The sequence below is a fragment of the Cupriavidus nantongensis genome, from assembly GCF_001598055.1.
Classification (GTDB): Bacteria; Pseudomonadota; Gammaproteobacteria; order Burkholderiales; family Burkholderiaceae; genus Cupriavidus; species Cupriavidus nantongensis.
The window spans coordinates 691266-714904 of record NZ_CP014844.1 but is presented as its reverse complement, the minus strand read 5'-3'; the positions used below and the strand labels follow the sequence as shown (position 1 = coordinate 714904).

General features: G+C 68.6%; 22 protein-coding genes. 9 read left to right on the top strand and 13 right to left on the bottom strand.

Translation table 11 applies throughout. The features are described 5' to 3' along the window. Positions 1–16 precede the first annotated feature (16 nt). Both A2G96_RS03255 and otsB read right to left on the bottom strand, forming a co-directional pair. Positions 17–1882 carry a glycoside hydrolase family 15 protein gene (locus A2G96_RS03255; RefSeq protein ID WP_062796720.1) on the bottom strand — a complete coding sequence of 622 codons (1866 nt, stop codon included), beginning with the start codon at positions 1880–1882 and terminating at the stop codon, positions 17–19. A gap of 13 nt (positions 1883–1895) precedes the next feature. Beyond that, the gene (otsB, locus tag A2G96_RS03250; protein ID WP_062796718.1) at positions 1896–2702 is read right to left on the bottom strand and encodes a trehalose-phosphatase; all 807 of its coding nucleotides are present in this window, start codon (positions 2700–2702) and stop codon (positions 1896–1898) included. A 303-nt stretch (positions 2703–3005) separates the two neighbouring features. Between otsB and ilvA the strand changes: the two genes are divergently transcribed. The 7 genes from ilvA (at position 3006) to A2G96_RS03215 (ending at position 11119) form a co-directional block, all read left to right on the top strand. Next, positions 3006–4544 (top strand): threonine ammonia-lyase, biosynthetic, encoded by a 1539-nt coding sequence (gene ilvA / locus A2G96_RS03245; RefSeq protein WP_062796716.1) that lies wholly within the window; start codon positions 3006–3008, stop codon positions 4542–4544. Positions 4545–4571: 27 nt separating this feature from the next. Further along, positions 4572–5405, top strand: a complete 834-nt coding sequence (gene queF / locus A2G96_RS03240; RefSeq protein WP_062796714.1) for an NADPH-dependent 7-cyano-7-deazaguanine reductase QueF — start codon at positions 4572–4574, stop codon at positions 5403–5405. Between the two features lie 378 nt (positions 5406–5783). Next, positions 5784–6521, top strand: a complete 738-nt coding sequence (locus A2G96_RS03235; protein ID WP_062796712.1) for a TetR/AcrR family transcriptional regulator — start codon at positions 5784–5786, stop codon at positions 6519–6521. After that, entirely contained in the window at positions 6518–7507 is a 990-nt protein-coding gene (locus tag A2G96_RS03230; protein WP_062796710.1) for an HlyD family secretion protein, read from the top strand. Before A2G96_RS03235 ends, A2G96_RS03230 begins: the two co-directional genes overlap by 4 nt. Next, positions 7504–8469, top strand: coding sequence for an ABC transporter ATP-binding protein (locus A2G96_RS03225; protein ID WP_062796708.1), 966 nt, complete (start codon positions 7504–7506; stop codon positions 8467–8469). Before A2G96_RS03230 ends, A2G96_RS03225 begins: the two co-directional genes overlap by 4 nt. After that, a complete protein-coding gene (locus A2G96_RS03220) occupies positions 8466–9623 on the top strand; it encodes an ABC transporter permease (RefSeq protein WP_062796706.1) in 1158 nt (385 codons plus the stop codon). Before A2G96_RS03225 ends, A2G96_RS03220 begins: the two co-directional genes overlap by 4 nt. 11 nt (positions 9624–9634) lie before the next feature. Then, on the top strand, positions 9635–11119 hold the full coding sequence (locus A2G96_RS03215; RefSeq protein WP_062796704.1) for an efflux transporter outer membrane subunit: 1485 nt from the start codon (positions 9635–9637) through the stop codon (positions 11117–11119). A gap of 20 nt (positions 11120–11139) precedes the next feature. On the opposite strand, the gene A2G96_RS03210 is transcribed toward A2G96_RS03215, so the two are convergent. The 6 genes from A2G96_RS03210 to A2G96_RS03185 are packed head-to-tail and all read right to left on the bottom strand — an operon-like array spanning position 11140 to position 17626. Then, entirely contained in the window at positions 11140–14409 is a 3270-nt protein-coding gene (locus A2G96_RS03210; RefSeq protein ID WP_062796702.1) for a pilus assembly protein, read from the bottom strand. A gap of 39 nt (positions 14410–14448) precedes the next feature. Then, positions 14449–15003, bottom strand: a complete 555-nt coding sequence (locus A2G96_RS03205) for a pilus assembly PilX family protein (RefSeq protein WP_082818831.1) — start codon at positions 15001–15003, stop codon at positions 14449–14451. Between the two features lie 31 nt (positions 15004–15034). Next, positions 15035–16099, bottom strand: a complete 1065-nt coding sequence (locus tag A2G96_RS03200; RefSeq protein ID WP_062796700.1) for a PilW family protein — start codon at positions 16097–16099, stop codon at positions 15035–15037. Then, positions 16096–16716 (bottom strand): type IV pilus modification protein PilV, encoded by a 621-nt coding sequence (gene pilV, locus A2G96_RS03195; protein WP_062796698.1) that lies wholly within the window; start codon positions 16714–16716, stop codon positions 16096–16098. The genes A2G96_RS03200 and pilV overlap by 4 nt, the downstream gene beginning before the upstream one ends. Continuing rightward, positions 16713–17207, bottom strand: coding sequence for a GspH/FimT family pseudopilin (locus tag A2G96_RS03190; RefSeq protein ID WP_062796696.1), 495 nt, complete (start codon positions 17205–17207; stop codon positions 16713–16715). Before A2G96_RS03190 ends, pilV begins: the two co-directional genes overlap by 4 nt. Positions 17208–17209: 2 nt before the next feature. Then, complete coding sequence (locus A2G96_RS03185) at positions 17210–17626, bottom strand: type IV pilin protein (RefSeq protein WP_062796694.1); 417 nt, start codon at positions 17624–17626, stop codon at positions 17210–17212. A 399-nt stretch (positions 17627–18025) separates the two neighbouring features. On the opposite strand from A2G96_RS03185, the gene A2G96_RS03180 reads away from it, so the two are divergent. Further along, entirely contained in the window at positions 18026–18952 is a 927-nt protein-coding gene (locus A2G96_RS03180) for a MurR/RpiR family transcriptional regulator (RefSeq protein WP_231909612.1), read from the top strand. 15 nt (positions 18953–18967) lie between these two features. Here A2G96_RS03180 and A2G96_RS03175 read toward each other — a convergent pair whose 3' ends face one another. The 4 genes from A2G96_RS03175 to A2G96_RS03160 form a co-directional block, all read right to left on the bottom strand. Continuing rightward, a complete protein-coding gene (locus A2G96_RS03175) occupies positions 18968–19906 on the bottom strand; it encodes a glutamate/aspartate ABC transporter substrate-binding protein (protein ID WP_062796690.1) in 939 nt (312 codons plus the stop codon). A 340-nt stretch (positions 19907–20246) separates the two neighbouring features. Next, positions 20247–20594 (bottom strand): hypothetical protein, encoded by a 348-nt coding sequence (locus A2G96_RS03170; protein WP_062796688.1) that lies wholly within the window; start codon positions 20592–20594, stop codon positions 20247–20249. Positions 20595–20642: 48 nt separating this feature from the next. Then, complete coding sequence (locus A2G96_RS03165; RefSeq protein WP_062796686.1) at positions 20643–22115, bottom strand: HdeD family acid-resistance protein; 1473 nt, start codon at positions 22113–22115, stop codon at positions 20643–20645. 110 nt (positions 22116–22225) lie between these two features. Further along, complete coding sequence (locus A2G96_RS03160; protein ID WP_062796684.1) at positions 22226–22723, bottom strand: ion channel; 498 nt, start codon at positions 22721–22723, stop codon at positions 22226–22228. Positions 22724–22901: 178 nt separating this feature from the next. Here A2G96_RS03160 and A2G96_RS03155 point away from each other — a divergent pair, with 178 nt between their 5' ends. Continuing rightward, complete coding sequence (locus tag A2G96_RS03155) at positions 22902–23150, top strand: hypothetical protein (protein WP_062796682.1); 249 nt, start codon at positions 22902–22904, stop codon at positions 23148–23150. 67 nt (positions 23151–23217) lie between these two features. Here the strand turns inward: A2G96_RS03155 and A2G96_RS03150 are convergent, their stop codons facing one another. After that, complete coding sequence (locus tag A2G96_RS03150) at positions 23218–23556, bottom strand: RcnB family protein (protein ID WP_062796680.1); 339 nt, start codon at positions 23554–23556, stop codon at positions 23218–23220. Positions 23557–23639 lie beyond the last annotated feature (83 nt).

Sequence of the window (23639 nt, the reverse complement as noted above, 5' to 3'; positions counted from 1 at the left end):
GCCCGCCGTTCGCTGTTCAGATCACCGTATCCCACGGCGCCGACAGCCGCATGGCGCCATTGATCAGGCCGACCATCGAATAGGTCTGCGGAAAATTGCCCCACATCTCGCCGGTCACCGGATGGGTATCCTCCGACAGCAGCCCGAGCGGATTGCGCGCGGCCAGCATGGCCTCGAAGATTTCGCGGGCCTCGTCGCGGCGGCCGATGCGCGCGAGCGCGTCGATGCGCCAGAAGGTACAGATATTGAAGGCGGTCTCGGGCTTGCCGAAATCGTCCGGGGCCTCGTAGCGGCGCATATAGGGGCCATCGCACAGCGAGGTCTCGAGCGCCTTGACGGTGGCGATAAAGCGCGGGTCGCGCGGGTCGATGAAATTGACCTCGGCCATCAGCAGCACGCTCGCGTCGAGCTCGCGCCCGCCGAAGCTTTCGGCGAAGGCCTGGCGCGACTCGCTCCACGACTCGGCCAGGATGCGTTCCTTCATGCGCCCGGCGTGGCCGTGCCAGTAGGCGGCGCGCTCGGGCAGCACCAGCTTCTCGGCCACCTTGGCGAGCCGGTCGCACGCGGCCCAGCTCATCAACGCCGAAGAGGTATGCACGCGCGCCCGCGTGCGCAGCTCCCACATGCCGGCGTCGGGCGTGCCGAACACCCGCACCGCCTGCTCGCCGACCGCTTCGAGGCGGCCGAACTCGGCGGGGCCGCCGCGATGCAGCAGCCGGTGGTCATGGAAGGCCTGCGCCGCCCCCAGCACCACGTTGCCATAGACGTCATGCTGGAAGTGCTCCTGCGCCTGGTTGCCGACGCGCACCGGACCCATGCCGCGGTAGCCGGGCAGGTGGTCGAGCATGCTTTCGGGCAGCTCGCGCTCCAGGCCGATGCCGTACAGCGGCTGGATATGCCCGTCCTGCGACTGCATCACCACGTTGGAGAGCCAGCGCAGGTAGTCCTCCATGGTGCCGACCTCGGACAGGCTGTTGAGCGCGCGCACCACGAAGAAGGCATCGCGCAGCCAGCAGAAGCGGTAGTCCCAGTTGCGGCCGCTGCCCGGCGCTTCCGGAATGCTGGTGGTCATGGCCGCGACGATGGCGCCGGTTTCTTCGTACAGCGACATCTTCAGCGTGATGGCGGCGCGGATCACCGCGTCCTGCCATTCGCGCGGCACCGCCAGCCGGCGGCTCCACAGCCGCCAGTACGCGGTGGTCTCCTGCTCGAAGTCGCGCGCGGTCTCTTCCACGCCGTGCGCCAGGGTCTCGTCCGGGCCCAGGATGAAGTTATGCCCGCGCGTGACGAGGAACGGCGTGTGCGACAGCACGTAGGCAAGCGGCGCGTCGGTGGTCATGCGCAGGGTCATGTCGTCGCCGATGTAGCGCACGTGGCTGCTGCCGCGCGTAATTTGCGGCGCCTTGCGGCCCCATTCGAAGCGCGGCGCCACCACCACGCGCACGCGCGGCGCGCCGCGCACCGGGCGCATGCGGCGGATCAGCGTGGTCGGGCGGAAATAGCGCCCGAGCCGGAAAAAGCGCGGGGCGAAGTCGGTGATCTCGAGGCAGTTGCCGTGAATGTCCGTCAGCCGCGTGCGCAGCACCGCGGTATTGGGCTCGTACCACTGCCGCGACGAATGGAAATCCTCGATCTCGATCGAGAAATGGCCGGCGTTCTCGCTCGGGTCCAGCAGCGCATTGAACACCGGGTCGCCGTCGAAGCGCGGCAGGCAGGACCAGACGATGCGTCCGCGGCAATCGACCAGCGCCGAGATGGCGCAGTTGCCGATCATGCCTAGCGACAGCGACGGGTTGGCGAAGCGCGTGCCGCCGTCGACGGTTCGATTCACGCCTTCGCTAGGCGGCTTGCCCAGCTCGGCCGGGCTGCTCGGGTTGGTCACGGCAGGTTCTCCGTTACGATGTCGTGGGGCGCCGGCCCCGGCCTGGCCCGGCTTCGTGGGACACGGCGCGCGGTGCGCCGGCGCTTGCGGATGACTCCAGCGCATGCGCCGAGCGGTGCAGCCAGCTGCGCAGCGCCGCCGGGCCGGGCACGCTCACCGCGGCGACGGTCTCGCGCTGGCCCACCAGCACGCCCAGCCCGCCCAGCTTGCGCACCGCGGCGAAGCCGGGTTCGTCGGTCATATCGTCGCCGGCAAAGAGCGGCACGCGCTCGGCAAACGGCGCGGCCTTCATGAAGGCCACGATGGCATCGCCCTTGTCGACGCCGGCCGGCTTGATCTCGACCACCATCTTGCCGGGCAGCGCTTCCAGGCCGACGGCATGGCGCAATACGTCAGTGACCGCGGCATCGACGATGCCGGCGAGCTCGGGCGCCTGCCGGTAGTGGATGGCGACCGCGACCGACTTGCGCTCCAGTCGCAGCGCCGGATAGGCGCGCACCAGCGCTTCCAGGTGGGGAATCAGCGGTTCGAGCCCGGGGGCGTGGGTCTTGGACACCATGCCGCCGTCGGTGCGGAATTCGGCGCCGTGGATGCCGGCCGCGGGCAATTGCAGCGGCTGCAGGAAGTGGTCGAGTTCGATGATCGGCCGCCCGGAGATGACGGCCAGCGCGCCGTCCAGCCGCTGGTACAGCGTGCGCAGCGTGCCGACCAGTTCTGGTTCGACCTGCACCAGTTCGGGCCGCGGGGCCAGGTCGGCCAGCGTGCCGTCGAAGTCGAGAAACAGGGCGGTATTGGGTTCGATTAGCGGTAGCTGTGGCATCGCGTGAAACCGTAACACGTCGTTTTGACCGGCGTCCACCGGGCGCCGTCCTACATGGCGCAAGCGCAACCCGGCGCCCATGCAAGCCCGGCGCCGGGCCGGCGGTACGCCGTGCCATGCCCGAGTGAATGCCGATCCACTCCAACGGCAAGGCATGCGCGCCGCGCCACTGCCGCCAGGCGGCGGCTGCGTCGCCCCGCCCGGGTGCGCCAGGCCGGCATCCTTTATCATTGACGGTTTCCGCCAGAATTTCCCGGCTTTTTTGCGCGCCTCTCTGCGCGCGCGCCGGCCAGCCCCGAGACCATGACCCGCCAGTCCGCCGCCAGACCCGATTACTTGAAGAAGATCCTGACCGCCAAGGTCTATGACGTGGCGCAGGAAACCGAACTGACCTACGCGCACCAGCTGTCGGCCCGCACCGGCAACTCGGTCTGGTTCAAGCGCGAGGATACCCAGCCGGTCTTCTCCTTCAAGCTGCGCGGCGCGTACAACAAGATGGCCTCGCTGTCGCCGGAAGAACTCAAGCGCGGCGTGATCGCCGCGTCGGCCGGCAACCACGCGCAGGGGGTGGCGCTGGCCGCGGCCCGGCTGCAATGCAAGGCCATCATTGCCATGCCGGTGACCACGCCGCAGGTGAAGATCGACGCCGTGCGCGAGCGCGGCGGCCAGTGGGTCGAGATCGTGCTGCACGGCGAGTCCTACAGCGACGCCTACAACCATGCCGCGGTGCTGGAGAAGAAGCACAAGCTGACCTTCATCCACCCGTTCGACGACCCCGAGGTGATCGCCGGCCAGGGCACCATCGCCATGGAAATCCTGCGCCAGCACCCGGGCCCGATCCATGCCGTGTTCGTCGCCATCGGCGGCGGCGGGCTGATCTCCGGCGTCGCCGCGTACATCAAGGCGGTGCGCCCCGAGATCAAGGTCATCGGCGTGCAGACCGTCGATTCGGACGCGATGAAGCGCTCGGTCGATGCCGGCAAGCGCATCGAGCTGAAGGAAGTGGGCCTGTTCTCGGACGGCACCGCAGTCCGGCTGGTCGGCAAGGAGACCTTCCGCATCACGCGCGAACTGGTCGACGACATCATCCTGTGCGATACCGACGCAATCTGCGCGGGCGTGAAGGACGTGTTCCAGGACACCCGCAGCATCCTCGAGCCGGCCGGCGCGCTGGCGGTGGCGGGCCTGAAGGCGTACGCCGAGCGCGAGAAGCTCAAGGGCGAGCACCTGGTGGCGATCGCCTGCGGCGCCAACATGAACTTCGACCGCCTGCGCTTCGTCGCCGAACGCGCCGAGGTGGGCGAGGCGCGCGAAGGCGTGTTCGCCGTGACCATCCCGGAAGAGCGCGGCAGCTTCAAGCGCTTCTGCGAGCTGGTGGGCACGCGCAACGTGACCGAGTTCAATTACCGCATCGCCGACACCAGCATGGCGCATATCTTCGTCGGCGTGCAGATCGCCAGCCGCGCCGAGAACGACAAGATCGCCGCCAGCTTCCGCAAGCACGGCTTCGACACGCTCGACCTGTCCAACGACGAACTGGCCAAGCAGCATATCCGCTACATGGTGGGCGGGCGCTCGGCGCTGGCGCATGACGAGCTGCTGTACCGCTTCGAGTTCCCCGAGCGCCCGGGCGCGCTGATGAAGTTCCTGTCGAGCATGAGCCCGAACTGGAACATCAGCCTGTTCCACTACCGCAACCAGGGCGCCGACACCTCCAACATCCTGGTCGGCATCCAGGTGCCTAAGAACGAGAAGCGCGCCTTCCGCGCCTTCCTTTCGACGCTGGGTTACGTACACTGGGACGAGACCGACAACCCGGTGTACAAGCTGTTCCTGGCCTGATTGCTTCCGATTTCCGCCGAGCGCCCCATGAGCCTCCCCGAACACTCGCCGCTGGGCAAGCCCTCGGCCTACAAGGCCGAGTACGACGCCACCCTGCTGTTCCCGATCCCGCGCCAGCCCAAGCGCACCGAGATCGGCTTGCCCGAGGGCAGGCCGGTGCCGTTCTTCGGCGTCGACATCTGGAACGCGTACGAGCTGTCGTGGCTGAACCTGAAGGGCAAGCCGCAGGTGGCGCTGGCCACCTTCATCATCCCGTCGGACACGCCCAACATCATCGAGTCCAAGTCGTTCAAGCTCTACCTGAACTCGTTCAACCAGACCCGGATCGCTTCGCCCGAAGCGCTGCAACAGCTGCTGCACCACGACCTGTCCGAAGCCACCGGCGGCACCGTGCAGGTGCGGCTGGTGACCGAAGCGGACCTCGGCACGCAGAAGATGGGCGAGCTCGACGGCCTGCTGCTCGACCGCCTCGACATCGAGGTGGACCGCTACGAGCCCGCGCCGGAACTGCTCAGCGCCGACCAGCAAGAAACACCGGTGGAAGAAACGCTGGTGTCGCACCTGCTCAAGTCCAACTGCCTGGTGACCGGCCAGCCGGACTGGGGCAGCGTGCAGATCCGCTACGTCGGCGCGCCGATCAACCAGGAAGGGCTGCTCAAGTACCTGATCTCGTTCCGCAACCACAACGAGTTCCACGAGCAATGCGTCGAGCGCATCTTCATGGACGTGATGCGCCAGTGCAAGCCGGTCAAGCTGGCGGTGTATGCGCGCTACACGCGCCGTGGCGGGCTGGATATCAATCCGTTCCGCACCAACTTCAATACAGCGTGGCCGGATAACAAGAGGAATGCGCGGCAGTAGGCCGGCGTTTTCCGGTAGGTCTCGACCGTAGTTCTGCTTGGTAGTTCGCGGCGGTAGCTCTCTACCGCGCCGGTTTGCTCCCCTCTCCCGCTCGCGGGAGAGGGGCCGGGGGAGAGGGCAGGCGCTTGCCTCGCGATAAGCGGCCTGAGCTGCGACGCGCCGGCCCTCACCCTAACCCTCTCCCGCAAGCGGGAGAAGGGACCGGCATGCGGTGTTTGGGGCGGCAACATTGCTTGCTGGCCCTGTTAAAAAATCCCCAGATACAGCACCCCTGACAACGCCGGCCATCCGTCCGCGCCCGAAGTTGTAACCGTCCTTGAATTAATTAACGCAAAAATTAATATGAACTGAACACCCAATTCCACCAGACCAACCGCCATGCCTCGCAAACCCGCCTCTCCCAAGCCCCCCAGGCGCAGCCCGGGCCGCCCGGCGGCGGGCCAGCCCGGCCAGCGCGAGCGCATCCTCGACGCGGCCACCGAGCTGTTTTCGCGGCAGGGCGTGGCCGGCACGCCGGTCAAGGCAATCGCGGCGCTGGCCGGCGTTACCCCGGCGCTGGTGCACTACTACTTCAGCGACCGCGACCTGCTGCTCGATGCGGTGATCGAAGAGAAAGTGCAGCCGCTGGTGGCCCGCTTCTTTGCCGGCAGCGAGCCCGGCGACGAGCCGCTGGCGATGCTGGTCGGCATCGCCACCCGGTTGATCCGCGCCGTCGCCGATGCCCCGTGGTTTCCGGGCCTGTGGATCCGCGAAGTGGCCAGCGACGACGGCGCGCTGCGCGAGCGCGTGCTCAAGCGCTTTGCGCTGGAACGCGCCGGCGCGCTGATGGCGCCGCTGGCGGCGGCGATTGCGCGCGGCCAGCTTAATCCCGGCCTGCAACCGGCGCTGGTGGTGCCGTCGCTGATCGGGCTGACGCTGCTGCCGCTGGCCACCACGCATATCTGGCGCCGGCTGCCCGGCGCGGAAGCGGTCGATACCGACGCGCTGGTGCGCCATGTCACGGCGCTGCTGACGCATGGGCTGTCGGCCGCACCGGCAACGGCGCAGCCGAACACGCCCGCAGCCGCCGCCAGACGGAAGGGCCGCACGGCCCGGCATTCTCCGGAGTCCGCATGAACCACGCTGCTTCCATCCATCGTCCGCGCCTGCGCACAGTGCTGCGCGGTACCGCCCTGCTCGGCGCCGCGCTGCTTGCCGCCGCTTGCGGCAACGACCGCACCGACAGCTGGCAAGGCTACGTCGAAGGCGAATTCGTCAGCGTGGCCTCGCCCTTCGCCGGGCGCCTCGACGCGCTCTCGGTGCAGCGCGGCCAGCAGGTCGGCCAGGGCGCCGCGCTGTTCGCGCTGGAAGCCGACGACGAGCGCGCCGCGCGCCAGCAGGCCGAGGACCAGCTGCGCGCCGCCGAAGCCACGCTGCAGGACCTGAAGACCGGCAAGCGCCCGCTCGAAGTCGAGGTCAGCCGGGCCCAGCTCGCGCAGGCGCAGGCCCAGGCCCAGCGCAGCGCCGCGGCCTTGCGGCGCGACCAGCGCCAGTACGAGATCGGCGGCATCGCCCAGGCACAGCTCGACGAAGCGCGCGCGCAGGCCAGCAGCGACGCCGCGCGCGTGCGCGAACTACAGCGCGATATCGACGTGGCGCGGCTGCCGGGACGCGACGCGCAGCAGGCGGCCCAGGCCGCGCAGGTGGCGGCCGCGCGCGCCGCGCTGGCGCAGGCGCAGTGGAAGCTGTCGCGCAAGACCGTGGCCGCGACGCAGGCCGGGCTGGTCTACGACGTGCCCTACCGCCTGGGCGAATGGGTGCCCGCGGGCAGCCCGGTGGTACGCATGCTGCCGCCGGGCAACGTCAAGGTGCGCTTCTATGTGCCGGAAACCGTGGTCGGCGCGCTGCGCAATGGCCAGGCGCTGCAGGTGCGCTGCGATGGCTGCGCCGCGCCGGTGGCCGCCACCATCAGCTATGTCGCCAACGAGGCCGAATACACGCCGCCGGTGATCTACAGCAACGAGACCCGGCGCAAGCTGGTATTCCTGGTCGAGGCGCGCCCGTCTGCCGCCGATGCCCCCAAGCTGCGGCCGGGCCAGCCGGTGGAAGTGGTGCGGCGATGAACACGACCGCCAACGGCAACAACCTCGGCCTCGCCATCGACGTGCGCGGCCTGAACAAGCACTTCGGCGACAAGCATGTCGTCAACGACCTCAGCATGCAGGTGGCGCGTGGCGAGATCTTCGGCTTCCTCGGCCCCAACGGCAGCGGCAAGACCACCTCGATCCGCATGATGTGCGGGCTGCTGACGCCCGACTCCGGCACGGGCACCTGCCTGGGCTTCGACATCCTGACCGAATCCGACCAGATCAAGCGCCGCGTCGGCTATATGACGCAGAAGTTCTCGTACTGGGACGACCTGTCGATCCGCGAGAACCTGGACTTCGTCGCGCGCGTGTACGGCATGCCCAACCGGCGCGAGGCGGTCGAGCGCGCGCTCGAAGAGCTGGGCCTGGCGACGCGCTCGGCGCAGCTGGCCGGTGCGCTGTCGGGCGGCTGGAAGCAGCGCCTGGCGCTGGCGGCCTGCCTGCTGCACGAGCCCGAGCTGCTGCTGCTCGACGAGCCCACCGCCGGCGTCGACCCCAAGGCTCGGCGCGATTTCTGGGAGCAGCTGCACCAGCTGGCCGCGCGCGGCATCTCGGTGCTGGTCAGCACGCACTACATGGACGAGGCCGAGCGCTGCCACAAGCTGGCCTATATCGCCTACGGCAAGCTGCTGGCGCAGGGCACCGCCGATGAAGTGGTGGCAAGCCAGCAGTTGTCGACGTGGAGCGTGGAGGGCGACGACCTCGCGGCGCTGTCGGCGCAGCTGCAGGGCGCGCCGGGCGTGGAGCAGACCGTCGCCTTCGGCACCGCGCTGCACGTGACCGGGCGCGATGAGCAGGCGCTGGCCGACACCCTCGCGCGCCTGGCCGGTCCGGGCCGGCGCATCGAACAGGCCCAGACCAGCCTGGAAGACGTGTTCATCCACATGATGAGCGGCGCCGAGGACAACATGGCGCGCAAGAAGAAGGAGGCGTCATGACGCCTGCCGCTTCGTCAACCTCGGCGCGCTTTTCGCTGCAGCGCTGGTGGAGCATCGTGCTGAAGGAATTCCTGCAGCTGCGCCGCGACCGTGTCACCTTCGGCATGATCGTCGGCCTGCCGATCATGCAGCTGCTGCTGTTCGGCTTTGCCATCAACACCGATCCGCGCCAGCTGCCGACCGCGGTGATCGCCGCCGACCAGAGCGAGTTCACGCGCACGTTCGTCGCCAGCATGGCGCAATCGACCTACTTCAGGGTGGTCGGCACGCTGCCCGACGAGCGCGCCGGGCGCGAGGCGCTGATGAAGGGCGAGGTCCAGTTCGTGCTGACCATCCCGCCCGACTTCACGCGCCGGCTGCTGCGCGGCGAGCGGCCGGCGCTGCTGGTCGAGGCCGATGCCACCGACCCGGGCGCCACCGGCCAGGCCATCGCCGCGCTGGCACAGCTGCCCTACCGCGTCGCCGCGCACGACCTGAAGGGAGCGCTGGCGCCGCTGGCCGGAGGCAAGCCGCCGTTCGAGGTGCAGGTGCAGCGGCTCTACAACCCCGAGGGCATCACCCAGTACAACATCATCCCCGGGCTGATGGGCGTGATCCTGTCGATGACCATGGTGATGATGACCGGGCTGGCGATGACGCGCGAGCGCGAGCGCGGCACCATGGAGAACCTGCTGGCCACGCCGGTGCGGCCGATCGAGGTGATGACCGGCAAGATCGTGCCGTACATCTTCATCGGCCTGATCCAGTCGACCATCGTGCTGCTGGCCGCGCGCTGGATCTTCAGCGTGCCCTTTGTCGGCTCGGTGCTGGCGGTGTACCTGGCGGCGCTGCTGTTCATCGCCGCCAACCTGACCGTGGGCATCACGCTGTCGTCGCTGGCGCAGAACCAACTGCAGGCAATGCAGCTGACCTTCTTCTACTTCCTGCCCAACATCCTGCTGTCCGGCTTCATGTTCCCGTTTGCCGGCATGCCGGGCTGGGCGCAGGCGATCGGCAACATCCTGCCGATGACCTACTTCCACCGCATGGTGCGCGGCATCCTGCTCAAGGGCAACGGCTGGTTCGAGCTGTGGCCCAATGTGTGGCCGATGGCGCTGTTTATCGTGGTGGTGATGGCGATCGCGGTGCGCTTCTACCGGCGCACGCTCGATTGAAGGAGCCGGCCATGCAACGTCTCACCTCCCTGTTCGCCGCCGCGCTGCTGTGCGGGTGCGCGGTCGGCCCCGATTTCCGCGTGCCCGCGCCGCCCGACGACGCCGGCTACGTGCCGGGTCCGCAGCCGGTGGCGACCGTTGCGGCGGACGGTGCCGACGCTGCGGGGCAGGCCCACGCGCAGACGCTGGCCGCGGGCGCCGATGTCCCGGCGCAGTGGTGGACGCTGTTCCGCAACCCGGCGCTGGACGCCACCATCCGCGCCGCGCTCGCCGCCAGCCCGACGCTGGCGCAGGCGCGCGCGCGGCTGCTGGAAGCGCAGGAGAACCTGGCCGCCCGCACCGGCGCGACGCGCTGGCCGGCCATCGACGCGAAGCTGGACACCGCGCGCCAGCAGGTCGATTTCCAGTCGATGGGCATCACCGCCATCCCCAGCCCCGGCCCGTTCACGCTGTACGGCGCGACGGTGCAGGTGTCCTATGCGCTCGACCTGTTCGGCGGCCAGCGGCGCGAGCTGGAAGCCCTGCAGGCCGTCGTCGACTACCAGCGCTACGAACTCGAGGCCGCGCGCCTGGCGCTGGCCGCCAACGTCGCCACCACTGCCATCCGCGAAGCCGGCCTGCGCGCGCAGCTGGCCGACACCGCCGCGATGGCGGCGGCGCAGCAGCGCCAGCTTGGCATCACCGAGGCCCGCCTGCGCGCGGGCGGCGTGGCTCGCGTCGAAGTGCAGCGCCGGCGCGCGGAGCTGGCGCAAACCCAGGCGCTGGTGCCGGCGCTGCAGCGTCAGCTCGATGCCACCCGGCACCAGCTCGCGGTCTACACCGGCCAGACCCCGGCCGCGGCCGCGCTGCCGGAATTCCATCTCGACGCGCTGCACCTGCCCGACACGCTGCCGCTGAGCCTGCCCGCCACGCTGGCGCGGCGCCGGCCCGATATCCGCGCGGCCGAGGCACTGCTGCACCAGGCCTCGGCCAATATCGGCGTGGCTACCGCCAACCTCTATCCGCAGGTCACGCTGAGCGCCAGCGGCGGCACGCAGGCCACCGCGGCGCGCGACCTGTTCAGCAGCCTCAACGTGTGGAGCCTGGCCGCCGGCCTGGTGCAACCGGTATTCCGCGGCGGCGAGCTGCAGGCGCGCAAGCGCGCCGCGGAAGCCGCGTACGAACAATCGCTGGCCGCATACCGGCAAGCGGTGCTGCAGGGCCTGCAGAATGTCGCCGACGCGCTGCGCGCGCTCGAGGCCGACGCCGCCGCGCTGCGCGAACGCGCCGACAGCGCGCGGCAGGCGCGCGATACGCTGGCGGTGGTATCGGAACAGTATCGTCTCGGCGGCGTCAGCCAGCTGGCGCTGCTGGACGCCGAACGGCAGTCGCGCCAGGCCGCGCTGGAACTGGCGCAGGCGCGCGCCGACCGGCTGGCGGATTCGGCGGCGCTGCTGCAGGCGTTGGGGGGTGGGTGGTGGCAGGAAGACGCCGCGATGGCGGCGGCGCCGCGGTAGCGGCGCTCGAGTCAACAGACTCAGGTCTTGTCGCTCTGCGTGTACCAGTAAGTGCGCTTGCGCTTGCCGGCGCTGGCGGGCTTTACTTCCTGGCCGCCCAGCGAAGACTTGTCGTCGCCGCCGCTGCCGCCCGCCTTGCCGCCGCCGATCAGCACCGGCACTAGCCGGCTCGAGCCATCGGTCTGCGTGACCGACACCATGCCGAATACCGGAGACGGCGGCAGCCCGCCGTTGTCGAAGATGACATAGCGCGGCCCGTTGTTCATGCCGAGCCCGGTCAGGAACGACACCGCATAGCCCCGCGCCTCGCCGAGGTCGGGGTAGCAGGCGCCGGCCTCGATCTTGGAAGGCGTGTTGGTGCCGAAGTAGGTGTAGCCCGCCACCGTCAGCGGCGCATTGACCGCCTTCTCGCCGGGGGCCAGCGACAGGTAGAAGCCGCTCGCCACCCCGCTATCGCGGTAGGCCACGCTGGTCGCATCGACCAGATCGGCCTCCCTGATCGCGGCCCACGTTGACGGCAGCCCGCCGTCGACGTTCGGGTCCTTGATCATGTAGAAGCGGTTGCGCACATTCTGCGCCGCGCCGGGGGTCTGGCTCAGCGAATACAGCGGCTTCTCGCGGTCGCCCGAGGCGATCATCACGGCATCGTACTTGCCGGTGGCGACCACGTCGGGCGGATAGAGGAACTTGCGCGCGTCATTGGTGTTCACCGCCCCGCCCAGCTGCGCCAGCTTGCCGATGGTCCATTTCGACGGCACGTCGGTTTCCAGCGCGCCGAAGTCGATGCGCCAGACATTGCCGCCCACGTCGCCGACGTAGGCCTTGTCGGCATAGCCATCGCCATTGCGGTCGACCACCGCAACGTCCGAAGGAATCGCGCGGCTGTCGATGGTGACGCAGGTGCCGGTGGTAATGCCGGCGCAGCTGCCCAGCGCAGCCCAGACCACATCGCCGGTCGTGGCGTTGAGCACGATCACGCCGCGGCCCTGCTTGTTGCTCGCGGTGGCATCGCCTGCGAACGCCGGGTCGGCGTCTTCGCCGTCCGGGTCGTAACCCGCCCCCATGATCAGCACCGGCGTCGAGTAGCCGCGCACGCGCATCACGCGCGGCTGCGACCAGGTCTGGCCCAGCTCCGGGATGTCGGCACTGGTCTTGCTCCACAGGTACTTGGGCTGCGCCGGATCGCTGACGTCGAGCGCATACACCAGGCGGCCGCCGCGTCGCGCGGTCAGGTAGATGATTACCTGCGGCGCGGCCGGGTTGCTCAGGTTCTGGTAGACCGTGGTGGTGCCGTCGAAGAAGTAGTCGCGCGGCTTGAACTGGACCTCGGCGGTGTCCTGCGGACTGCCCGTCAGCCGCACCTCGGGCGCGTTGTTGTAGAGGCGCGCGAGCTTGCCATAGAACTCGGGCGCGATAAAGCCCCACAGTTCGCCGCCCGCACGCACCTGGCCAGCAGTGGTAGAAATGGCGCCGGTGCGGTTGCCGTTGACGGCATGGAACACGCCGTCATTGGCGCCGTAGAACACCACCACGCCGGTGCTGCCGCCGTAGTCGACCACCACCGGGCGCGAATGCAGCACGTCGCCGTGGATCGAGCCGCGCACCGTGACGTTGCCGCCGGGGCCGGGCTCCGCCTCCTTCTTCGGGTCGGTGCCGGTCAACGCGGCAAAGACGTCCTTGCCGCGCACCCAGTCGATCATGTTGGCCACGTCCGCGGCGGTGGTCTTCAGCAGCGACGGGCCGCTGCCCTCGGTGAGGGCCTTGTTGGCGGCATTGAAGTTCGCCAGCGCCGTTCCCTTGCTGCATTTCGCGTCGGCGCAGGTCAGCAGCCGGCGCGCGGCCTGGCTGGTCAGGTAGTCGGCGCGCAGCATTTCGCCCGCTCCGCCCTTCTCGACGACCTCGCCGTCGGGCGAATCCTTGGCGTTGCGCAATTGCGCCGAGGCGTTCTTCCAGAAGCCGTCGGCGGGCCAGTCCGTGACAACGCTGGAGCTGCCCAACTGCTTTGGCGGATCCTCGGTCCAGTAACTGCGCGCATTGGGCGAGATAAAGCCGGTGCTGGCATTGCTTATCGCATTCTTCGAGGTCTGCTCGCTGCCGCCCGGCGTGCCGGCGTCGAGCAACACCAGGTTGCCATTGGCGTCGTAGCCCAGCTTGTATTGCTTGAGGTTGCCGACCCAGCGCGGGCGTGCCTTGCCATCGGGGCGGAACATGCCGATGTAGACCTGGTTCAGGTACGAGCCCTGCCCGTTCACGCTGACCGGCAGGCTGACCGAGGCAAACACGTTGTTGACGGCCTGCATCTCGTTGAAGATGTCCTTCAGCGCCTTGGCCAGCGCGTCGTCGTCGCCGGCACGCACCGTGAAGTTGCCGCCGCCGCCCTTGCTGGCCATGCTGCCGACGAACTCCAGGTAGTCCTGGCTCTGCTTGCTGCCGTCGGTAACGCCAATGGTGTAGGTGATGATGTTCTGGCGCGTCGCCGTGGCCGAGCCCGCGTTGTTGGCCGCGTTCAGGTCCATGCCGTTGAGGAAGCGCGCCCACTCGTCGCCCCAGTTGTCGATGGTATTGCCCCGGGACAGCGGGATCGGCGTCAGCTGCGCAGCGGTGGCGCCCGCCTCCCTGAGCTTGTTGTAGGCGTCCTGCCCGGTGTCCTGCGGCTTGCCGTTATTGAGTGCGTTGGCGATGTAGATGATGAAGTTCTTCTGGCACGGATTGCTGATCGGCGACTTGTAGGTGGTGCCGGACAGGCCCGTCTTGCCGGAAAAGAACGCCCACGCTTCCTGCATCGCGCCGCCGACCTGCGAGTTGTTGGAGCTGTCCTTGGTGCGGTCGATGCTCTTGATGAATGCCAGCATCTGCTCGCCGCCCGCCTGGTCGAGGAGCACCAGACCAGAAGGCGCGGTCGGCGGCGTGACGCTCGGGAAGCGGAACTGGGCGCCGGTGTTGTTGCTGCCGCCGAACATCATCACGCCAAGGTTGATCTTGCCGGTGGTGTTGGGGTCGCTGATCAGGTCGGACACCGCCTTGTACAGCGCGCACTGCTCGGCGCCGACGTTGCTGTTCGCGTTGTTCGGCGCCACCACACCCGGCGTCTCGCACTCGACCAGCGCATTGGCGTTCCATGCCGAGGCGTTGTCCAGGATCAGCAGCACGTTCGGGCGCGCGCCGGCGTTGCTCTGCAGGCCGGTGAACAGATCGATGTCTTCGGCCTGCGCCGCGGGTGCTGCCGCCAGTCCGGCCAGGGCTGTGGCACAAGCGGCATAGGCGCGAAGCCGGCGAGCGAACATGGGCATGCTGGTCTTCCTTTCAGGATCTTGTCGCGCCCTTGGCAATCAGGGGCAGGTGGAGCCATACAGCGTGCGCACGGCCACGCCCTGGTGCACCGTCGCGACGGTGCCGGTGTTGGCGTCATTGACAGTGGCGGCGACGTCCCACTGCGTATCGTTGCAAAGCGAGCTGACCACGTTGGCGCCGCCTGGGCCCACCACCAGATTGCCGTTGCCGGTGCTGCTGCCGAGGGTGCATTCGGCATCCTCGGGGTGCTTCTCCGGATCGATCACCTTGGCGACCGGCTTGCTGGTCACGCAGGTCGGCGCGGCCACCTGCGCCACGTAGTCGGCCGTGCCGTCGCCGGTTACGTCCACCGGCACGTCCACCGCCACCGGCGCCTTGGTGAAGTCGTCACTGATCACCTGCTCGATGGCCTGCTGCGCCACGTCGCGCGCCTCGGCGCTGTGCTGCTGGTTGGCCGCCACCTTGACGTTGATCAGGCCGGAATTGACCATGGCCACCGCGATCATCAGGAACATCACCATGAACACCAGCGTCACCACCAGCGTGACCCCGGATTGATTGCGGCGCAGCGTGCCGCCGGTTGACTTCATCATGGCTCTCATCGGTGTGTGTGCCGGTACGGCGTCATTGCTCGCGCAACCCGGCGACGTTGACCAGCCGCGCCACCTGGGCATAGACATGGCGCTTGTAGGCGTCGTTGAACGGACCCGCGGCGGCCGCGCGGCCGATGTCGTAGGTGCGGTTGTCGGTATGGCCGCCGGAGGGCTTCAGCGTGCGCGCCAGCAAGTGCACGCGCACGGTGGTGACATTGGCCAGGTTGTTGATCACCACGCCCCAGTCGTAGCCGGGCACGGCGGTGCACACCGCGCTGTTGTCGGCGCGCGGATCGGTCACATAGCAGTCGGCCGAGCCGTTGCTGTCCTGGTCCACGCCGTACTGCACATGCATGTCCTGCACGCCCTGCGCCACCGAGCGCGACTGGAACGCGCCGTTGACCAGCTCGGCCATCTTCAGCGTGGGAATGCCGTCGCCGCCGTTGCTGCAACGGTCGCAGCCTGCCAGGTAAAAGATGCGCACCATGGCCCGGCGCAATTCGGCCGGCTGTGCCGCATCGCAGGCCTTGGTGCGCAGCGCGAAGGCCGCCGCACCGCTGGCATCGAAGACGAAGTTCTGCGAGTCCTGCGAACACGCCGAGACCTGCAGGTAAGCCGACCCCGGCGCCGGCGCCGCTACCGGCGTGGTCGACACGCGGCGCACCACCAGCACCTCCGAGGTCGCTGCCAGATCCGGCAGGCACGGGGCCACCACGCCCGGCCCATAGCCGGTCAGTGCCAACGGCACGGTTTCGGCAGTGAACGAGAAGCCCAAAGCAGCCGGGTCGGTCGCGCACAGCGCCGGCTCCGCGGCCTTGTTGCCCCGCGCGATATTGCCCACACCAAAGAACCCCGCCAGCTCCACCTCGCGCCGGATCTGCTCCAGCGCATAGCGCCCGTTCTCCACCTGTTCCGCCGATTTGGCGAACTCGGTGCGCGACAGGCTGTTGGCGTAGTACAGCCCGGCCAGCGCGGTCAGCAGCACCAGGCCGATGGTGATGCCGATCATCAGCTCGATCAGCGAGATGCCGCGCTGGCGGCGCAGGCGCACGGCGCGGGCCCGCGATGCAGGCACAGAGGAATGCGGCGCGGTCATGACACGGTCCCGAGGGTGCCGATGCGGATCTGGGTGCTGACCGCGCGGCGATAGGCGTCGTTGCCGTACTGGTCCTTGCCGCAGCCGAGCGCCGGCGCGCCCGTGGTGGCCAGGCCCTGCCACGCCACGGTGATGCGGTAGACCTGGTTGACCGCGTCGACGGTCTCGATGCAGCCGCGCGCGCCGATCATCGCGCCCACCGCTTGCGCGGGATCGACCGAACTGGCGCCCGGGCGCATCTCGGCGCTGCCGAGCAAGGCCGCGTTCCAGGCCTGCAGGTCGGCGTTGGCGGTGGCGTTCTGCGCGGCGCTGCCCTGTGTGCATGCGGCCGGCGGCGCGGCCGCGCTGCCCAGCTGCATGCCGGCGGCGCCGTTGGCATAGCATGCTGCCACCTGGCGGTTGGCGTTCAGGCGCGCGGCCATGTCCTGCAGCAGCGCCAGCGCCTGCACGCGCTGGTAGGACTCCATCTCGGTCTGGCCCGAGCGCGCCACCAGTCCGGCGGTGCCCAGCAGCGCGACCAGCAGGATCACCACCGCCACCAGCACTTCGATCAGCAGGAAGCCGGCCTGCGCGCGGCGCGCCGGCAGGCGCCGCCGTGGCTTCGTGATGCGCGTCATGTGCAGGCTCCGTTGGTGGAGGCAATGCGGCCGGTCTCGCTGACCTGCACGCACACGCGCGTGGTGGCCGCGGTATCGCCGCCGGGCGCGAACTCGAAGCTCATCGCCGCGCCAGTCAGCCGGCCGTCGTTGCCGACTGCCAGGCCACCGGCCGCGCTGGGCGTGATGGCCAGCCCGCCATAGGGCCCGAACGAACGTACCGTCTCGGCGCCCACGCTCACGGCCCATCCTGCGGTCCAGGCGGCGCCGGCCGGGGCCAGCGACACCGTGGCATTGCGCTTGACCGCTTCGCTGCGCGCCAGCACCAGCGCCGACGCCAGGTCCAGCGAGGCGCTGCGCACGCGCTGGCCGGCGATCAGCGCGGCAAAGGAAGGCGCCGCCGCGACCGCCAGGATCGCCAGCACCGACAATGCGCACAGCAACTCGATCAGCGTAAAGCCGCGGCACGCCGGCCGCCGGCGATCGTTCGCGCGGGAAAGATCGGGCCGCATGGTCAGTTCCAGCAGTCGGTACCCGCACCCGACGCGGACTTGGCGCCGGCGCTGGTCAGCGTCAGCGTGCCGCAATCGGTGTCGCTGAGCTGGCTGCCCTTGGGCGTGGCGACGATGCTGTAGCGCGGCGGCGGCGCCGCGCCCGGTGTCACCGTAACGTCGTAGCGCGTGGCCAGCCCGGCCGGCACCGACATGGCGAGCGCGCCGAGGCTGGCGGCATAGGCCCGGTTGTCGACCAGGAAGCGCTCCTGCGCGTTCGAGACCTCCAGCATGAAGGACTCGATCGCCGCGCGGTTCGAGCGCACGACGTAACGGCTGTAGTTGGGAATGGCGACGGCGGCAAGAATGGCGATGACCGCCACGGTGATCATCACTTCTATCAGCGTGAAGCCATGCGGCGGCCTGCCCCGGCATGGCATGCCGGCAGCCCCCTGAGTCCCGCCAGCCCGGATTCCTGCGTAGGATCCGACCCCCGGGATGACCCTGAATATGACCCGAAACGGCGGGTTGACCCTCCCACCGTGTCGCACTGCCGGGCTTCTGTGTCCCATGCTCGCGCTCCGCTACTCATTATGTTCCGGACGACCGATTTTCCGGAGGTTATGGCGCGGAGTGTAAGTCACGATGCGTTAAGCGGGTAAGGAAAATACGATGCGGATGAACCGGCGTTGTAGCGAAGTGACAGTGGTGTGGCCGCGTGTCATCAGGGGTAAAGATTCCGGCCGGCGCGGTCGTTAATCCGTCCACCATGGCGCCGACGCGGTGCGCAGGCGGCCGCACCTGTGCAACAATCGTTACACCTTGAAGCCGGAGCCACCATGCCGTCCGATCCAGCGCCGCCCTCACCATCCTTGCCGCCCTCTTCGTCAGCGCCGCCCCATGACCTCGAGGCACTGCTGGAACAGTTGCGCCGCGGCTTTCCCGCCCTCAGCACGCAGTTCCAGGGCGGTGCCCGCTACCTGCTCGACCATCCGCAGGACGTGCCGGTGCTGTCGATGCGCAAGATCGCGGCCAGCGCCGGGGTGCAGCCCGCCACCCTGGTGCGGCTGTCGCAGCATCTGGGCTTCGAGGGCTGGCAGGCCATGCGCGAGCTGTTTGTCGACGCGCTGCGCGGCGGCACCCAGCCGTATGCGCGGCGTGCGCGCAAGGTAGTGCGCGAAAGCAGCGCCAGCCGCATGCTGGGCGAGATGCTGGAGGCGCAGCACCAGAACCTGGACCGGATCGCCGCCAGCAACGAGAAGGCGCTGCCGCAAGCCGCCGAGCTGCTGTCGCACGCGGCCTGCGTGCATGTGGCGGGCTTCCGCGCATGCTTCCCGATCGCCTTTACCTTCCACTATGTCTACCGGCTGTTCCGCAGCACCGTGCATCTGATCCGCGCCGATGCCGGCACGCTCGAGATGGAATTGCGCGGGCTGGCGCCCAAAGATGCGGTGGTGGTGGTCAGCTTCGCGCCGTACTCGCAGGAGAGCATCCGCGTGGCCGAGGCCGCGCGCGAGTGCGGCTGCAAGGTGATTGCGCTGACCGACAGCACGGTCGCGCCGATCGCGCTGGCCGCGGACTGCACACTGCTGTTCTCGGTCGAAAGCCCGTCGTTCTTTCCGTCGATCACGGCCGGCGTGGCCGTGGTCGAGGCGCTGGTCGAGCAACTGCTGGCGCGCAAGGGCAAGGGCGCCATCCGCGCGCTGGAGCAGGCCGAGGGCGAATTGCATCGCACCGGGGCGTATGTGCCGGCCGGACGCAGCTGAGCCGGCCCGCCGCACTTAATCGAACGCCGCGTCGTTGGGGTTGGCGTAGGCCTTCTTCAGCGGTTCGCTCATCGGCAGCTCGAAGTTCACCTGCCTGGGTGGCACCGGCGCGGCAAACCACCTGGCGTAGAGCTTGTTGATCTCGCCGCTGCGGATCAGCCCTGTGATGGCGCCGTCGACCACCTGCTTGAAGCCGGGATCGTCCTTGCGCATCATGAACGCGTAGGCCTCGAACGACTGCGGCGTGCCCACCACCACCCAGTCAGCGGGATTGGGGGCCAACGTGCGCGCGCCGGACAACAGCACGTCATCCATCATGAATGCCGTCACCCGCCCGGACTGCAGGATCAGGAAGGACTCGCCATAGTCCTTGGCGCTCTGGATGGTGATATTGGCCTGCTTCTCGTCGTTGAGCCGGCGCAGGATGCGCTCGGAGGTGGTGCCCGCGTTGGTCACCACCGCCTTGCCGGACAGGTCGGCAAAGTCGCGCACCGGGCTGCCTTTCTTCACCAGCAAGCGCGTGCCCGCAACAAAGAAGGTGGTTGAGAACGCCACCTGCTGCTGGCGCGACTTCAGGTTGGTGGTGACGCCGCATTCCAGGTCGACGGTGCCGTTCTGCACCAGCGAGATCCGGTTCTGCGAGGTCACCGGCACCATGCGCACCTGCAGGCCGGGCACACCGGTCTCGCGCTTCACCGCATCGACGACACGGTCGCAGATGTCCTGCGAGAAGCCGATCACCTTCTGGCTGGCGTCGTAGTACGAAAACGGGATCGACGAGGTGCGGTGGCCGATGGCGATCGTGCCCGACGACTTGATCTTGCTGAGCGTCGGGCTGGCCGCCACGTCGGCGGCACCTGCCGTGCCCGCAAACAACGCCAGTACGGCGGCGGCAAGCGGCGCCGCCAGGGGGCGCCGGGCACTGCGCGGACAGGTGTCTTGTGTTGCATTCATATCAGGCTTCTCCATGGGTAGCGTTCACGCGATGCGCGCTTGCATCGGCATGCTAGGCAAATAGCAACAAGTGTTCCATCATGGATAACCATGAAACAAATGTATTTTTACCCGTCTCGGTGAAACAGGCGGGCCCGGCGGCAGGCGGGTGCGTGGCCATGGGGCAGCCATGCGCCGCGCAGGTGCATGGGGAACGATCGGTATTGGAGAAAGGCGGGCCGGAACGGCCGGAGCAAGGCGGAAAAAGCAGCGGGCGGCTGTGGTGCCGCCCGCGATGTGTGTTGCCAGCTATCGCCGGCTGTGGTTGGCCATGGCCTGCCGCGGCCGACCCGGTGCCGGCTCAGGTGCACTTCTCCCGGTACGCCCGCTGCAGCGCCTTCTTCGGCCGGTCACGCTCCAGTTCCGGCACCTTGCGGCCCTGGGCAGTTTCGATGGACGGCTGCGTGGCACGGTACTCGCGCTTGGGCGCCTGCGCGATCTGCTCGGCCAAGGCGCGGCACTCGTCCGACTGGATGCTGCCCGGCGTCGCCGAAGGGTCGGGCCGGTAGGGGTTGGTGCCTTGCTGCACGGCTTCATTGATGGCGGCGGCGGCACCGCCCTGGTCCGGCGTCTGCGCATGCGCGCCGCATGCCACCGCGACGGTGGCAAGGGCGGCAATGCGGATCAGGATTCGCTGGCGTGTTGGCATGATGCGATGTCTCCTCTGGCTCCACGGTTTCAGGAAAATACCGCGAGCTTAATCGTTCCCGCGCGGCCTGGCACTACCGGCACTACCGGCACTGCCGGCATTACCGGCATTTGCAGCACTTGCGACATTGCCGGCCTGCGCGCCCTGCCCGGCTTCGGCGCGCTGTGCGGCCTCACGCCAGTCCTGGCGCTGGCGCCGCATCTGTCCCAGCGCCATGCGCGTCATGCTGGCCCACCCGGACGGCCGCGGATCGGCCAGCATGCTGAGCGCGCGGGCGTAGTCCAGCGTCAGGCCCGGAGTCCAGGCCATGGTCTTGGCGCGCTTGCGGATCTGCGCCGCCACCCATAGCTCGGGCGTGGCGAGCAGGCGCCACAGCGGGCGCCAGCCGCGCACCTGGCGCCAGACCCGGGCCGATGCGCCTTCCAGCGCCGCTTCGAGCGCGTGCGAGACCGTGCTGGAGCAATTGCGGTAGGTCAGGTTGTAGGTGGTGTCCTGCCGGTACGCGTCCCAGAAGCGGCGCAGGCGCCCGGGGTCGTAGTTGCGGATGCGCACCTGTACCGTCGACGGGCACCAGGCGGCCGCTTCGGTCTGGTAGTCGGGCTGGAACTTGCCGGCCACGTCGTTCTCGCGCGTGGCGCGCAGGATGCGGGTGAATTCGTCGGGCGAGCGGTCGATCTCTTCGGCCGGGTACAGGCTGATGTAGATGCCCTCGGGCGATTCCAGCGCGGCGTGGCCGGTGGAGATCACGCCGTCGCGGTCGACCGCGGCGATATAGCGGTCCACCAGCGGCTGGCGGCGTGCTTCGCCGCGGGCGGAACCGACCGGGGTCCAGACATGCACCGTCAGCGCATGCTCGTCGGGCCCGGGCGGGCCGTCCCACAGCTTCAGGTCGGGCGCGTCGCTGGCCGGGTGGAGCGTCGGCGCGGTAGCGGCCGGCACCGCATCGGCCGCGTCCATGCCGGGGTTATGGTCGAGCCGGCGCAGGCGCGAGGCCAGCAGCAACAGGTTCCAGCCGCCGAAGATCAGTCCCAGGCCCAGGCAATACGGCACGGTGCCGACATAGTGGGTTGGGTACGGCTGGTAGAAGAAGATCGCGACCAGGATCTCGAAGACGCCCACGGCCATCGCCAGGCGCCAGGTGCGGAAGCGCACCACCCGCGCCGACACGATCTGCAGCAGCCCGTCGGCCAGGAACAGCGTGGCGAAGATCATCGACAGCACGAAGTGGCCGTGATGGTGGCCGGCCAGGATCAGCAACGCGGCAAAGCAGAACGACACGCCCTTGACCTGGCGCAGCGTGCGCTGCCCGCCGATGCCGCTGCGTGCCACCACCAGCGTGGCCAGCCCTTCGAGCAGCAGCACCAGCGCGAACGGCGTCATCGGGAAGTAGATGGCGTTGTCCAGGGCATCGACGAACGCCACCACGCCCAGCACCACGCTCACCCAGCCCAGCCACAACAGGCCGCGCCAGCGCGTGCGCAGGTAGTCGACGCCCAGCAGGATCATTACCAGTCTTGCCATGTCCGCGTATCCCCTTTTTGTTGTGGGCCGCCCATTGTTGCCGGGGGCGCGGCCGGTGGTTCGAGCACAGACGCAATGCGCTGAGGAAGCCGGAACGATGCCGTCAGGCGCTAGCCGCGGCGACGCTCGCCGCCCTCCTCGCGCTCCAGTTCCCAGTCGCGGCGCATCATGACATAGGTGAACGAGGTGGACCAGCCGATCAGGATCAGGCCGACCAGCGGCTCGATACTGGCGATCAGGCGGCTGGCGCCCACCGGCACGATATCGCCCAGGCTCTGGGTGGTAAAGGTCTCCAGCGCGAAGTAGGCGTAGACCAGCACGCCCGGTGCGGGCGCGGCCTCGACCCCGGGCACCGCGACCCCGGCCAGTCCGCCCAGCCCCAGCACGCGGTCGGCAAACCAGAAACCCGCGGCGAACACCAGCGCCTCGAGGCAATGGACCAGGATGATGCAGACGATCAGCACGCCGATATTCATGCGCCCGCTCCAGCGCCGCGGATGCATCCCGGACAGCAGGCGCAGCGCCTCGTAGTGGATGCCAACCACCGTCACGGTCAGCACGGCGGTGCACAGCAGGGCCAGCGAATAATGTTCGGCGGAGGTTTCCATGCGCAGGGGGCGCTCCCGTATGGCGTCAGTGCAATCGGGATGGTACGGATCGGGCCGGGCAAAAACATGACGCCCTTGAAAATAACACCGGAAGGCGCCGCGGAAAACCGGCACGCGCTACGTGAGGCAGTGCCATGCACTATGCTGAAGACTCCAACCGTCCTGCGTGGAGGCCACTGTGCGCAAGTACCTTCCCATCGTCACGGCCATCGTGCTGTGCGGCGCCACCGGCATGGCATACGCCCATAACTGTCCCAACGAGATGAAGGCCATCGATGCCAAGCTGTCGACCAACCCCAAGCTCTCGACCGAGGACGCCGCCAGGGTCTCCAAGCTGCGCGCCGACGGCGAGGCCTATCACAAGGCCGGCAAGCATGATGAATCGATGAAGTCGCTGCTCGAGGCGAAGAAGATCCTGGGTATCTGACCGCCGCTGCCGGCCGCAAGAAAACCGCCACGCGGCGAGGGCGTGGCGGTTTTCAGTTTTTCCGGCCTCAGGAGCCCGACCCGACCTGCTGGATCACGCCGTTGGGCGCCACCAGGTAATACTCGGCGCCGATCCCGACCCAGCGCGTGCCCTTGCGCGGCGCAGGCAGGTTGTACTGCTTGTAGTCGTCGATCACATACTGGCGGTCCCGGAACTCGGTGGGCAGCCGGTCACCCTTCTTCCACTGCTGCACCTGCATATAAGGCGAGCTTTGCGCCATCGGCGCGGACGCGGGCATGGGTTCGGTCATCGGCCTGGACCTGGCACCGCCCTGCGCCATCGCGAACGGCGCCGCCAGCACGCTTGCCGCCAGCACCAACACTGGCATCGCTTTCTTGGTCTTCATCGTGATCTCCTTGCGTACGGGAAAACCGAACTGCCGGAGGATCCGACAGCATCTACCAGATTAGTCACAAATGCTGCCAAGCG

Bases quoted from the DNA above. Each gene is read 5' to 3' on its own strand.
- otsB (WP_062796718.1), bottom strand. From the start codon at position 2,702: ATGCCACAGCTACCGCTAATCGAACCCAATACCGCCCTGTTTCTCGAC.
- ilvA (WP_062796716.1), top strand. From the start codon at position 3,006: ATGACCCGCCAGTCCGCCGCCAGACCCGATTACTTGAAGAAGATCCTG.
- queF (WP_062796714.1), top strand. From the start codon at position 4,572: ATGAGCCTCCCCGAACACTCGCCGCTGGGCAAGCCCTCGGCCTACAAG.
- A2G96_RS03235 (WP_062796712.1), top strand. From the start codon at position 5,784: ATGCCTCGCAAACCCGCCTCTCCCAAGCCCCCCAGGCGCAGCCCGGGC.
- A2G96_RS03230 (WP_062796710.1), top strand. From the start codon at position 6,518: ATGAACCACGCTGCTTCCATCCATCGTCCGCGCCTGCGCACAGTGCTG.
- A2G96_RS03225 (WP_062796708.1), top strand. From the start codon at position 7,504: ATGAACACGACCGCCAACGGCAACAACCTCGGCCTCGCCATCGACGTG.
- A2G96_RS03220 (WP_062796706.1), top strand. From the start codon at position 8,466: ATGACGCCTGCCGCTTCGTCAACCTCGGCGCGCTTTTCGCTGCAGCGC.
- A2G96_RS03215 (WP_062796704.1), top strand. From the start codon at position 9,635: ATGCAACGTCTCACCTCCCTGTTCGCCGCCGCGCTGCTGTGCGGGTGC.
- A2G96_RS03210 (WP_062796702.1), bottom strand. From the start codon at position 14,409: ATGCCCATGTTCGCTCGCCGGCTTCGCGCCTATGCCGCTTGTGCCACA.
- A2G96_RS03205 (WP_082818831.1), bottom strand. From the start codon at position 15,003: ATGATGAAGTCAACCGGCGGCACGCTGCGCCGCAATCAATCCGGGGTC.
- A2G96_RS03200 (WP_062796700.1), bottom strand. From the start codon at position 16,099: ATGACCGCGCCGCATTCCTCTGTGCCTGCATCGCGGGCCCGCGCCGTG.
- pilV (WP_062796698.1), bottom strand. From the start codon at position 16,716: ATGACGCGCATCACGAAGCCACGGCGGCGCCTGCCGGCGCGCCGCGCG.
- A2G96_RS03190 (WP_062796696.1), bottom strand. From the start codon at position 17,207: ATGCGGCCCGATCTTTCCCGCGCGAACGATCGCCGGCGGCCGGCGTGC.
- A2G96_RS03185 (WP_062796694.1), bottom strand. From the start codon at position 17,626: ATGCCATGCCGGGGCAGGCCGCCGCATGGCTTCACGCTGATAGAAGTG.
- A2G96_RS03180 (WP_231909612.1), top strand. From the start codon at position 18,026: ATGCCGTCCGATCCAGCGCCGCCCTCACCATCCTTGCCGCCCTCTTCG.
- A2G96_RS03175 (WP_062796690.1), bottom strand. From the start codon at position 19,906: ATGAATGCAACACAAGACACCTGTCCGCGCAGTGCCCGGCGCCCCCTG.
- A2G96_RS03170 (WP_062796688.1), bottom strand. From the start codon at position 20,594: ATGCCAACACGCCAGCGAATCCTGATCCGCATTGCCGCCCTTGCCACC.
- A2G96_RS03165 (WP_062796686.1), bottom strand. From the start codon at position 22,115: ATGGCAAGACTGGTAATGATCCTGCTGGGCGTCGACTACCTGCGCACG.
- A2G96_RS03160 (WP_062796684.1), bottom strand. From the start codon at position 22,723: ATGGAAACCTCCGCCGAACATTATTCGCTGGCCCTGCTGTGCACCGCC.
- A2G96_RS03150 (WP_062796680.1), bottom strand. From the start codon at position 23,556: ATGAAGACCAAGAAAGCGATGCCAGTGTTGGTGCTGGCGGCAAGCGTG.